General features: G+C 46.6%; 7 protein-coding genes and 3 pseudogenes. 6 read left to right on the plus strand and 4 right to left on the minus strand.

Annotation, left to right across the window (positions count from 1 at the left end):
• Window positions 1–55 precede the first annotated feature (55 nt).
• The gene (gene silE / locus KHQ28_RS07145; protein WP_004178091.1) at window positions 56–487 is read left to right on the plus strand and encodes a silver-binding protein SilE; all 432 of its coding nucleotides are present in this window, start codon (window positions 56–58) and stop codon (window positions 485–487) included.
• A 295-nt stretch (window positions 488–782) separates the two neighbouring features.
• Here silE and KHQ28_RS07150 read toward each other — a convergent pair.
• A pseudogene (locus KHQ28_RS07150) lies at window positions 783–1,325 on the minus strand (ISL3-like element ISKpn25 family transposase); the annotation flags it as partial.
• 15 nt (window positions 1,326–1,340) lie between these two features.
• Window positions 1,341–1,825 (minus strand): annotated as a pseudogene (locus KHQ28_RS07155) (IS1-like element IS1X2 family transposase); the annotation flags it as partial.
• A 90-nt stretch (window positions 1,826–1,915) separates the two neighbouring features.
• Here KHQ28_RS07155 and KHQ28_RS07160 point away from each other — a divergent pair.
• The 4 genes from KHQ28_RS07160 to KHQ28_RS07175 all read left to right on the plus strand — a co-directional run bounded on the left by KHQ28_RS07160 (window position 1,916) and on the right by KHQ28_RS07175 (window position 7,500).
• A protein-coding gene (locus KHQ28_RS07160; protein ID WP_087530333.1) for an IS3 family transposase occupies window positions 1,916–3,123 on the plus strand; the annotation gives its coding sequence in 2 pieces (ribosomal slippage) (window positions 1,916–2,237 and window positions 2,237–3,123; 1,209 coding nt in all).
• 190 nt (window positions 3,124–3,313) lie between these two features.
• A protein-coding gene (locus tag KHQ28_RS07165) for an IS1 family transposase (RefSeq protein WP_223174975.1) occupies window positions 3,314–4,011 on the plus strand; the annotation gives its coding sequence in 2 pieces (ribosomal slippage) (window positions 3,314–3,563 and window positions 3,563–4,011; 699 coding nt in all).
• Window positions 4,012–4,162: 151 nt separating this feature from the next.
• The gene (locus tag KHQ28_RS07170; protein WP_004178088.1) at window positions 4,163–6,160 is read left to right on the plus strand and encodes a choline BCCT transporter BetT; all 1,998 of its coding nucleotides are present in this window, start codon (window positions 4,163–4,165) and stop codon (window positions 6,158–6,160) included.
• Between the two features lie 62 nt (window positions 6,161–6,222).
• Complete coding sequence (locus KHQ28_RS07175) at window positions 6,223–7,500, plus strand: DUF2254 domain-containing protein (protein ID WP_004152070.1); 1,278 nt, start codon at window positions 6,223–6,225, stop codon at window positions 7,498–7,500.
• A 982-nt stretch (window positions 7,501–8,482) separates the two neighbouring features.
• Here KHQ28_RS07175 and KHQ28_RS29125 read toward each other — a convergent pair.
• A complete protein-coding gene (locus tag KHQ28_RS29125; RefSeq protein WP_004178087.1) occupies window positions 8,483–9,319 on the minus strand; it encodes an EAL domain-containing protein in 837 nt (278 codons plus the stop codon).
• A gap of 63 nt (window positions 9,320–9,382) precedes the next feature.
• Window positions 9,383–9,898 (minus strand): annotated as a pseudogene (locus KHQ28_RS29130) (CSS-motif domain-containing protein); the annotation flags it as partial.
• A gap of 640 nt (window positions 9,899–10,538) precedes the next feature.
• On the opposite strand from KHQ28_RS29130, the gene KHQ28_RS07185 reads away from it, so the two are divergent.
• Window positions 10,539–10,796, plus strand: a complete 258-nt coding sequence (locus KHQ28_RS07185) for a hypothetical protein (protein ID WP_004197688.1) — start codon at window positions 10,539–10,541, stop codon at window positions 10,794–10,796.
• Window positions 10,797–11,436: the final 640 nt, after the last annotated feature.

The raw sequence follows: 11,436 nt of genomic DNA on the forward strand, positions 1-11,436 counted from the left end.
GAAAACACCGGTTGTACTTCCCCGGACATCACTAATTCAGAAATGGAGAGTTATCATGAAAAATATCGTATTAGCATCTTTGCTGGGCTTTGGTTTAATTTCATCGGCCTGGGCCACTGAAACCGTGAATATCCATGATCGCGTCAACAATGCACAGGCTCCTGCTCACCAGATGCAGTCTGCTGAGGCTCCTGTCGGGATCCAGGGGACTGCTCCTCGTATGACCGGTATGGACCAGCATGAACAGGCCATTATTGCTCATGAAACCATGACGAACGGCTCGGCGGATGCTCACCAGAAAATGGTGGAAAGTCATCAGAAGATGATGGGAAATAACACGGTATCCACGACCGTCCCGTCAACGTCTTACGCGGCGATGAATGAGCATGAAAGAGCAGCGGTTGCTCATGAATTCATGAATAACGGGCAATCCGGCCCACATCAGGCCATGGCCGAAGCGCACCGCCGCATGATCAATGCAGGCTGAATGCGACGGTAGTATCCGTGCTGTTACCTTTTCCCTGATAGATTTTCCTGAAACAACGTTGCTACATTTTTGCCCCCCGTCAGGGGGCTTTTTTGTCTGACTCAGCTACACTTAACCGGTACCTGTCTGAAAGGAATTATTATATGGGCTATTTGCATTCTAGGGTTGGAATTCATCCATTCTAACCCTTGATTCTTAGTCGGACAAAAAGCTGCTTCTGGTTGGATTTTTCTGTTTTTCACCACCCTGCGAAAATCTAACATTGGTTGGATTCTCAGACGCGCCCTCTCTCGCGTTAATCCAACTCTCCACCTTCTGCCTGCTTCAACAATGTCGGAATGTGCGGTCCATACTCGACCTTGCCTCGTCCTGCTCGAATACCACTGCCAACCTTGCGGGCTTCTTTGGAGTACAACGTCTTTGCACGGATGATCTCATAGCTATAACCCCGACCTAACCGGTTGGACATCTTGATCAAACCGTTGAGCCCTTCGGTATAGCCATTGGTGAGTGAGAACGGCGCATCCCAGTAGGCAAAGATGTCGTCGTAATGGTTGTGTACCGTTTTTACCAGTTTTTTGAAAGGCTCCATGCCATAAGGCGGCAGGCTGTTCTTCCAAGCCTCAAAGGCGTTCTGAGCACTCTGCTTGTCGGGTTCGTCGTAGATGCAGAAGAAGGCTTCCTTGAAGTCATAGGCCATGGCAAGTGCTGGGATCGCCTGCTTTACAACCTCCAGCGCCTTTTGCTCTGCGGGCGTCAGGTTGCCGGGTCGCTTCAGGGTAAGCCAGCGAATGGACTTTTTGACGTAAATGCGATCTTCTTTGCTTAACTGTGCCTGGGTAATGACCCCAACTTACTGATAGTGTTTTATGTTCAGATAATGCCCGATGACCTTGTCATGCAGCTCCACCGATTTTGAGAACGACAGTGACTTCCGTCCCAGCCTTGCCAGATGTTGTCGCAGATTCAGGTTATGTCGCTCAATGCGCTGAGTGTAACGCTTGCTGTTAACGTGCAGCTTTCCCTTCAGGCGTGATTCATACAGCGGCCAGCCATCCGTCATCCATACCACGACCTCAAAGGCCGACAGCAGGCTCAGAAGACGCTCCAGTGTGGCCAGAGTGCGTTCACCGAAGACGTGCGCCACAACCGTCCTCCGTATCCTGTCATACGCGTAAAACAGCCAGCGCTGACGTGATTTAGCACCGACGTAGCCCCACTGTTCGTCCATTTCAGCGCAGACAATCACATCACTGCCCGGTTGTATGCGCGAGGTTACCGACTGCGGCCTGAGTTTTTTAAGTGACGTAAAACCGTGTTGAGGCCAACGCCCATAATGATGTAGCCCCCTGAAACACCGGACAGTAGCTGTATCTCCAGATAAGAGATAGGCTTGAATATATGTCTAACACTAACGCCAATTTTGAGATGACCGGGATCCTGTTAGGGCAAGAAGCCCGTAAACGTAAAACTCCTCAGGAGAAGATCGCCATTATCCAGCAGACGATGGAGCCGGGCATGAATGTCTCCCATGTCGCCCGCCTGCATGGTATCCAGCCCAGCCTGCTGTTTAAGTGGAAGAAGCAATATCAGGAAGGCAGCCTCACCGCCGTTGCGGCCGGAGAGGAAGTCGTTCCTGCTTCTGAGCTTACTGCTGCTCTGAAGCAGGTCCGGGAACTTCAGCGCCTTCTGGGCAAGAAGACGATGGAAGTTGAGATCCTGAAAGAAGCCGTGGAGTACGGCCAGTCGCGAAAATGGATAGCGCACGCGCCCTTGTTGCCAAAGGACGGGGAATAGCCCTGGTCAGCCGCACCATGGGCGTGTCGCGTGCGCAGCTGTCACTGCGGATTAACCGTTCTGCCGACTGGCAGGACAAGCGCTGTAACCGGCGTAATGACGAAGCAGACGAAGAAATACTGTCGGCTATCCTCGACATCATCAGCGATATGCCGAGTTATGGTTATCGACGCGTGTGGGGCATCCTGCGCAAGCAACGTCGCACAGAGGGACAGCCACCTGTGAACGCCAAACGGCTTTACAGGATAATGAGCGAGCATAACCTGTTGTTGTTGCATGACAAACCAGAGCGACCGAAGCGTGAACATAAGGGCAAGATAGCGGTGGCAGAAAGCGATATGCGCTGGTGTTCAGATGGCTTCGAGTTCGGCTGCGACAACGGCGAAAAACTGCGGGTAACGTTCGCGCTGGACTGCTGCGACCGTGAGGCCATAGACTGGGCAGCAAGCACGGGAGGCTATGACAGTTCAACCGTGCAGGATGTGATGCTGAGGTCGGTGGAAAAGCGCTTCGGCGACAGGTTGCCCGATACAGCGGTGCAGTGGCTGACGGACAACGGTTCAGCGTATACCGCGTATGAAACGTGGAGGTTCGCGAGAGAGCTGAATCTGGAGCCCCGCACAACAGCGGTGAGCAGCCCGCAGAGTAATGGCATGGCCGAACGGTTCGTGAAAACGATGAAAGAAGACTATATCGCGTTCATGCCAAAACCGGATGTGAGAACAGCACTGCGAAACCTTGCAGTAGCGTTCACGCATTACAATGAAAACCACCCGCACAGCGCGCTGGGATATCACTCCCCGAGGGAATACCGGCGGCAGCGGACATCGTTAACTTAAGATACAAAAGCTGTTCGGAGATGGAGGGTCAAGATCACTAGACTGGCCCCCTGAATCTCCAGACAACCAATATCACTTAAATAAGTGATAGTCTTAATACTAGTTTTTAGACCAGTCATTGGAGAACAGATGATTGGTAATGCTGCCAACTTACTGATTTAGTGTATGATGGTGATTTTAAGGTGCTTGCGTGGCTTCCATTTCCATCAGATGTCCTTCCTGCTCCGCTACTGAAGGCGTGGTGCGTAACGGCAAAAGCACTGCCGGACATCAGCGCTATCTCTGCTCTCATTGCCGTAAAACATGGCAACTACAGTTCACTTACACCGCCTCTCAGCCCGGTACGCACCAGAAAATCATTGATATGGCCATGAATGGCGTCGGATGTCGCGCCAGTGCACGCATTATGGGCGTTGGCCTCAACACGGTTTTACGTCACTTAAAAAACTCAGGCCGCAGTCGGTAACCTCGCGCATACAACCGGGCAGTGATGTGATTGTCTGCGCTGAAATGGACGAACAGTGGGGCTACGTCGGTGCTAAATCACGTCAGCGCTGGCTGTTTTACGCGTATGACAGGATACGGAGGACGGTTGTGGCGCACGTCTTCGGTGAACGCACTCTGGCCACACTGGAGCGTCTTCTGAGCCTGCTGTCGGCCTTTGAGGTCGTGGTATGGATGACGGATGGCTGGCCGCTGTATGAATCCCGCCTGAAGGGAAAGCTGCACGTTATCAGCAAGCGTTACACTCAGCGCATTGAGCGACATAACCTGAATCTGCGACAACATCTGGCAAGGCTGGGACGGAAGTCACTGTCGTTCTCAAAATCGGTGGAGCTGTATGACAAGGTCATCGGGCATTATCTGAACATAAAACACTATCAGTAAGTTGGAGTCATTACCGAATATCGGATGATTTGTATCGGAACTCATTACACCATGCGTTCCGATTAACGCCGCATAGCCAGTTGAACTTTGCTACTCTGTGAAAGGTAGTACCGTCTATCCAGTGCGGATTTAATTAATGGAATAAATGATTATGAGTGATAATGATACAATCCCGAAGAAGTCTACAAGCCAGATTAACAAAGCGGTATTCTTTACATCTGCTTTGCTAATTTTCCTTCTTGTCGCCTTTGCCGCCGTATTCCCGGATGTCGCCGACAAAAATTTTAAACTACTACAGCAACAAATCTTCACGAATGCCAGCTGGTTCTACATCCTTGCTGTGGCCCTGATTTTACTAAGTGTCACGTTCCTTGGACTCTCACGCTACGGTGATATCAAGCTGGGCCCGGACCATGCGCAGCCTGATTTCAGCTACCATTCCTGGTTTGCGATGCTTTTTTCGGCAGGGATGGGGATCGGCCTGATGTTCTTTGGCGTTGCCGAACCTGTAATGCATTATCTTTCGCCTCCCGTTGGCACGCCAGAAACCGTTGCGGCAGCCAAGGAAGCAATGCGTCTGACCTTCTTCCACTGGGGACTGCACGCATGGGCAATTTATGCCATTGTGGCGCTGATTCTGGCGTTCTTCAGTTACCGTCACGGTCTGCCTTTAACTCTGCGCTCCGCACTCTATCCCATTATTGGCGATCGCATATACGGGCCTGTAGGCCATGCGGTTGATATTTTCGCTGTTATAGGCACGGTCTTTGGCGTCGCGACATCGCTGGGTTACGGCGTTTTGCAGGTGAATGCCGGTTTGAACCATCTTTTCGGGGTGCCCATCAATGAAACGGTGCAGGTTATTCTGATCGTGGTCATCACGGGGTTAGCGACGATTTCAGTGGTGTCCGGCCTGGATAAGGGAATACGTATCCTGTCTGAGCTCAATCTGGGTCTGGCGTTGTTGCTCCTGGCGCTGGTCCTGTGTCTGGGACCAACCGTGCTTCTGCTGAAGTCATTTGTGGAAAATACGGGCGGTTATCTTTCGGAACTGGTGAGTAAAACGTTCAACCTTTACGCGTATGAGCCTAAGTCGAGCAAATGGCTGGGGGGCTGGACATTACTGTACTGGGGATGGTGGCTTTCATGGTCGCCGTTTGTGGGGATGTTCATCGCACGGGTCTCCCGCGGGCGAACCATTCGCGAGTTTGTCACCGGCGTGCTGTTTGTTCCCGCGGGTTTTACGCTAATGTGGATGACAGTGTTTGGTAACAGCGCGATCTATCTCATTATGAACCAGGGGGCCACAGACCTCGCCAATACTGTTCAGCAGGATGTGGCGCTGGCCCTGTTTAATTTCCTGGAGCATTTCCCGTTCTCTTCCGTGCTGTCATTCATCGCAATGGCGATGGTCATCGTCTTCTTTGTCACGTCTGCTGACTCGGGGGCAATGGTAGTTGATACTCTGGCAACAGGTGGAGTGGCAAACACACCCGTCTGGCAGCGAATATTTTGGGCCTCGCTCATGGGCATTGTCGCAATTGCGCTTCTCCTTGCCGGAGGGCTAAGTGCGCTGCAAACAGTGACAATAGCGAGTGCATTGCCTTTCTCAGTGATCTTACTGATATCCATATACGGACTTTTAAAAGCTTTGCGCCGGGATTTGACCAAGCGTGAAAGCCTGAGCATGGCGACAATTGCTCCTACGGCTGCACGTAACCCAATTCCCTGGCAGAGAAGGTTACGCAATATCGCGTATCTGCCGAAGCGATCTCTTGTGAAACGTTTTATGGACGACGTCATCCAGCCCGCCATGACGCTGGTTCAGGAAGAGCTGAACAAGCAGGGGACGATAAGCCACATCAGTGACGCAGTCGAGGATCGTATTCGTCTTGAAGTCGATTTGGGTAACGAGCTGAATTTTATATATGAAGTGAGGCTTCGCGGGTATAGCTCACCGACCTTCGCGCTCGCCGCGATGGATAATAATGAGCAGCAGACTGAACAACATAGATATTATCGCGCTGAGGTATATCTCAAAGAAGGCGGTCAAAATTATGATGTGATGGGCTGGAACCAGGAGCAGCTGATTAATGACATACTGGACCAGTACGAAAAACATCTGCACTTCCTGCACCTCGTTCGTTAATAGCAACATGCCGTCCTGGGGGCGGCAATTATTTATCCCGGCCGCAATATGAGGAATGCAGAATGATTTCACGCTGGAAATGGATTCTGAAGCAGACAGTTAAAAAGCTATGGTTCAGGGCAACGTTATTCGCCATTGTCGCGATAATAACGGCCCTTTTATCAATTCTTTTTAAATCAATGATACCTGAGTCGGTTTCCGTGAAGGTTGGTGCGGAAGCAGTCGATAACATTCTGAACATACTGGCATCGAGTATGCTGGCAGTGACCACTTTTTCGTTGAGTATCATGGTCACAGCCTACGGTTCAGCCACTACTAATGTGACTCCCAGAGCTACGCGTTTAGTTGTTGAAGACGTAACCACACAAAATGTACTGGCCACCTTCATCGGTTCTTTTCTCTTCAGTCTGGTAGGGATTATTGCCCTCAGTATGGGAGCTTATGGAGAAAGGGGGAGAGTCATTTTATTCATTGTCACACTGGTTGTCATTGCCTTAATCCTCATCACATTGCTTCGCTGGATACAGCATTTGACCTCTCTGGGAAGGGTAGGTGAGACAACGGCAAAAGTAGAACAGGCGGCCATCGAAACATTTATTGCGAGAGCAAGAAATCCCTGTCTCGGCGGATATCCATGGCTTGAGAACAATGAACAGCCGAAAGGAACGGTTGCAGTTTATCCGAAGAAGATTGGCTATGTTGAATATATTAATATGGTGAAACTTAGCAAGCTGCTGACCAATGATCCCCGTCATGTATACCTCGTGGCGCAGCCAGGCAGTTTCATCCATCCATCCATGCCCGTTTTGTACCTGAGTCAAGGCCAGGAGTCATCAATCAGCGCCGATTTACTTGAGACGATTATTGTCTCGGATGTACGTTCATTTGCTCAGGATCCCCGATTTTGTCTTAGCGTCATGGCCGAAATAGCCTGCCGGGCACTTTCCCCCGCAGTGAACGATCCTGGAACCGCCATTGATGTCATTGGCAGAGGTGTTCGTATACTTTCCACTTACGCGCAGAATAAATCTGATGAAATAGAAGTGAAATATCCTTCAGTTCATGTTGCACCACTTCAGAATAACGATCTACTGGAAGACTTTTTCTCACCTGTCGCGCGCGATGGTGCCGGTATGAGGGAGATACAGATAAGAGTCCTTAAAGGACTGTCTATGCTGAGTAAGGGTTGGCCTGGGATATTTTCTGAGGCCGCGCATAATTTAGCATTTGAAACATTAGAGCATGCAATACGTGCTGACCATATAGATTCTGACAGATGTCTAATAAAATCAATTTATTATAATTTATTTAGTGGTGAAGACTCTAATAAAAAACCATAGTTGTGGGGAAAGTAATTAGGCCGCAGGAAAGATAATGGCAAAAAAAATTCCGAGAATGGGCGTCAGTTTTGTGGCATATGCGGGCGTGTTAATTGCGAGATGTATTAACCTATGGAGAGCAGTTCCATCTATACTCCTGTCAGCCCATGCTGGAAATATTGTTATCACTAGTCCTATCACGGAAAAGTTAATTGTATATTCTAACCCTACGCAGTATTCCGCTTAATGGCTTGCTTCTTTGTGTCTTTTCCCAACAGTATCCGACAATAAAAAGTACGTGAAGTAAACCCAACAAAATAACGCTGTACTGTATGGTCAGTCAATGTATTAGATTAACAGCTTTCGGGTATTTTTCTAGTGCTTTGAAAAAAGGAATATCAGACATTTGAAGGAATTCAGGATGTCAACACCAGTTGCTTTAGAGAAAAATGGAAACGGCTTCCTATTCACTAGATGCAATAGATAGCGGTCCTCGTTATCTGCTGAAGCAAATATTGGAATTGCATTCAACCCTCAACGACTTCTGATTTTCAAGACAGTGTCTACTTGTACATAACACATATCTGCAGCACTGTGCTGAATTAGGGCCAGATGGCACTCCAGCCCCCTGAGGTAGGGACACATCTTCAAAGATTCCAGGTTTTTTCTACTACTTTCATCAATGCCATCTCTGGAAGGCGCTGAGTAGTTATCCGCAGCAACCAGCAGAGTTATGTTGCAGACGAATAATGCTGTCTACCGGATACTGGCAGCCCCGACTCCTCTGTACTATGAGACAAAGCTCGCTCATCTCAGTAAATATTACATTCGCTGTTCCGTGTTTTGCATCAAATCACATCCTGGTTTCTCTGTTATTTAAGCAGTTCAGAACGACTTTTCAGTAACGCTTTCCCCTGCGCCAGCAGCAGGTGATTACACTGCCCTTCAATTTCTACCAGCTGATCGGCAAGCAATTGCTGAGTGTTTGCGCTGAAAGTGCCGGTCAGTTCAATTCCCGGATGGTAAGTTTTCTCGCTTCTTCCAGCGGAAGCGCTCTGGAGTAATACCAGCCCTGAGCATAACTCTGTGGCCAGAACGTCTTCAGATAGTTCACCTGCTCCTGAGTCTCTACACCCTCAAACACAATCTTATCTGCAATGGAGCGGAACATCTCATGCAGTCCGGGAAGAAGATCATATCGTAAAGATTCAGTACCAATAGCACTAGTTAGCGATTTGTCTATTTTTATTTCATCTACATCAAGCGCAGTTACCAGATTAAGATTAGAATATCCTGTCCCAAAGTCATCGATGGCAAACCTGACACCATGATTTTTATATTTATCAATGTGAATTTTCATACCTTCAAAATCCCCTCCTTGACGCTCCGTAATTTCAAGAAGGATTGTTTTATATGGGATGTTATATTCAGAAATTAATCCTAGTAGTTTATCCCTGAATTTTTCTGAATCAAGATCGCTTGGATTAATGTTTACGCTCAAAAATATTTCATTCTGAATAGCAGTATGGATAAATTCTCGGATAGCATGGTTAATGACGAATAAAGTCACATCCTCCTGCAACCCTTCCCTTTCAGAAAGCGGTATAAATACTTCAGGGCTAATATTCCCGAGTCTTTCATCTTTCCATCTGAGCAAGGCCTCAAATCCGCAGATCTGTCCGTCTTCAATTCTGTAAATAGGTTGATAGACCAGCGACAGGGCTTCATTTTTCAAAGCCTTTACAAACCTTGCAGATAGTGAACTATTGAGTTCTGCTCTGTTCATAATGATAATATAAATCATTAAACCGGAAAGTAGTGACACTGTTACTAATAACATTTGTATGCTCCAGTGCTCTGAAAATATCCCCGTAAAATACCCACCTCCTGCAACACAGAGATCATAATGTAGGCTACATGCCCTAAACACTCTAAACCTTAGTGGAACGCTATCATGCCGATCAAGAAGAGGAGCATCAGGTCCTATATTGAAGTAATGCCTGTCATGCTTACTATTTCCGACAACAGCGCTAAAGTTTTTTGAATACATATCAGTTTCGAATCGTCTGAAGACAAATGGTGATAGGGTCACCATAATACCTTCAGAAATATATCCATTGACGGATATATCATCCATAAGCTTAATACCAAAAAGCCACACTCCTTCCCGCGAAGTCCATTTTTTATCAAAATGTTCCAGACTTAAGGTGGGACGTAAACTCCCCCACAGAGCACTACAGGCTAATTCTCCTTTTATGATGTAGCCAACATCTTTAATCAACGGATAGGGCCATACTACAACCCGAAGATGTAGGATATTTTCATTAGTACATGGACTGTCTCCTATATTCAAATGTGACTTTGCAGCAGTCTTGACAGATTCAGTCTGAACCAGGAGCGATTCAGAGCGAACAAGCACATCGGAAGTATAGTCTTTAATTTTATCCCGAAAAATCAGGTAAGATACGCTCTCAGATAATACAAAAAAAATATACCAGCTGAAAGAATCGATAAAGAGAGGACTGATAGATTATGTATCCACTTTCCAGGGCTAATCAAACGTTCCAGCTTACGACTAACCATGCAGATCTCCCCTCAAATTGAAAAGATATAAAGCTATATTTTCGCCAACTTCACTGACCGATTAGCTGGCACTGAACATACTATTCCAGTATACCTATTCTTGCCTTACTCATCCCGGGTATGAATCAAATAATGTGACATGGTTCGGATAGATACTGGTTATGATTTACAGAGATAATTCATGCGTTATTAATAGCCTCGTGAAGGCTCCAGATGCATGGTGCAACTTTTAAGCGATGCATGTAATGCGGTTTTTTACCCACTAGTATAGAACGAATATTCATTTCTTGCTGGGCGATCGCACACTAAGGTGTACACCAAAATAAAGACACTCTTTTTTGAAAAAAACAGAGTAAAATGTTGTGTGACATCGGCATTACAAAACGAAAATTCATGTTATAATCGGGTTATTATTGATAATGTTACGCATTGCAACGTGTAACCGGATATCTGCATTTGGGTGAAGATAGCTTAAGATGGATAAAAAATATGATTTTTCGCTCAGTTATGAAGCCTTAACACGGGTATGTGAAAATGCAATATGTGAACATATTCGCAGAGCAGGTTCTCTGGAAGGGTTAGGTTTCGCACTTGAATATACAAAGGCCTATGCTATCCTGGAAGTATGGTCTCTGCTGGCAGCTGCTGGCGATACATTTCCAGCTCTCATTGAGAAAGACAGAATATATCTGTTGCAACTAATTTCCGGGAAAAATAATATAGAGCTACATTAAATCATAAATTATTTGGCAGAACATCTCCGTTTTTACTTAACGCCCGCCGGAATCACTGACGTGAGGAAAATGAAATTTGTTGTGCAATAATAATTCTGATTATTCTGGTCAGTCGGATTGGCCGTAGAGTTTCAGTATTCTTGTGCGATGACAAGGCGGGATAACTACCGTCATCGCGCCCTGTCTGGAATCAATGACTTCAGTTTTAGATATAAAGAAAAAACAATATACACATTAGATAAAAGTGAGAAAAACTCGTCCTGTATAACATCAGGTAGAGTAAAGCATTTATCATTAACTTACTGAAGACGGAATAACTACATTTATACCCGAAAGCTATTCTCTTTGAATCTACTTTAGATTTCTATTATTTCTGATTGCCATAGGCTTTTTTACAGTACCCTGTGATTTCCTTGACTTCACTTTATATTTTATTATCATCCCATATAATAAAACCAGCGAAATAGACAAAACAACATACAATAACATAAAAATACCTGTGTTAACAATTAAAAAAGGAGATTAGGTCGAGTCCGTGAGTGATTTTAACATATACGCGAATTGATACAACTCATATGTGCTAGCCAGTTTCATCTTTTTCTTTATTTCTTTTATAGGCTTTGTTGAATAAATCAGATTT

The organism is Klebsiella sp. 28, assembly GCF_018223905.1.
In the GTDB taxonomy this organism is placed as follows: Bacteria; Pseudomonadota; Gammaproteobacteria; order Enterobacterales; family Enterobacteriaceae; genus Klebsiella; species Klebsiella pneumoniae.

Coding starts and splice junctions, on each gene's coding strand:
- silE (WP_004178091.1), top strand. CDS start 56: ATGAAAAATATCGTATTAGCATCTTTGCTGGGCTTTGGTTTAATTTCA.
- KHQ28_RS07170 (WP_004178088.1), top strand. CDS start 4,163: ATGAGTGATAATGATACAATCCCGAAGAAGTCTACAAGCCAGATTAAC.
- KHQ28_RS07175 (WP_004152070.1), top strand. CDS start 6,223: ATGATTTCACGCTGGAAATGGATTCTGAAGCAGACAGTTAAAAAGCTA.
- KHQ28_RS29125 (WP_004178087.1), bottom strand. CDS start 9,319: ATGTTATTAGTAACAGTGTCACTACTTTCCGGTTTAATGATTTATATT.
- KHQ28_RS07185 (WP_004197688.1), top strand. CDS start 10,539: ATGGATAAAAAATATGATTTTTCGCTCAGTTATGAAGCCTTAACACGG.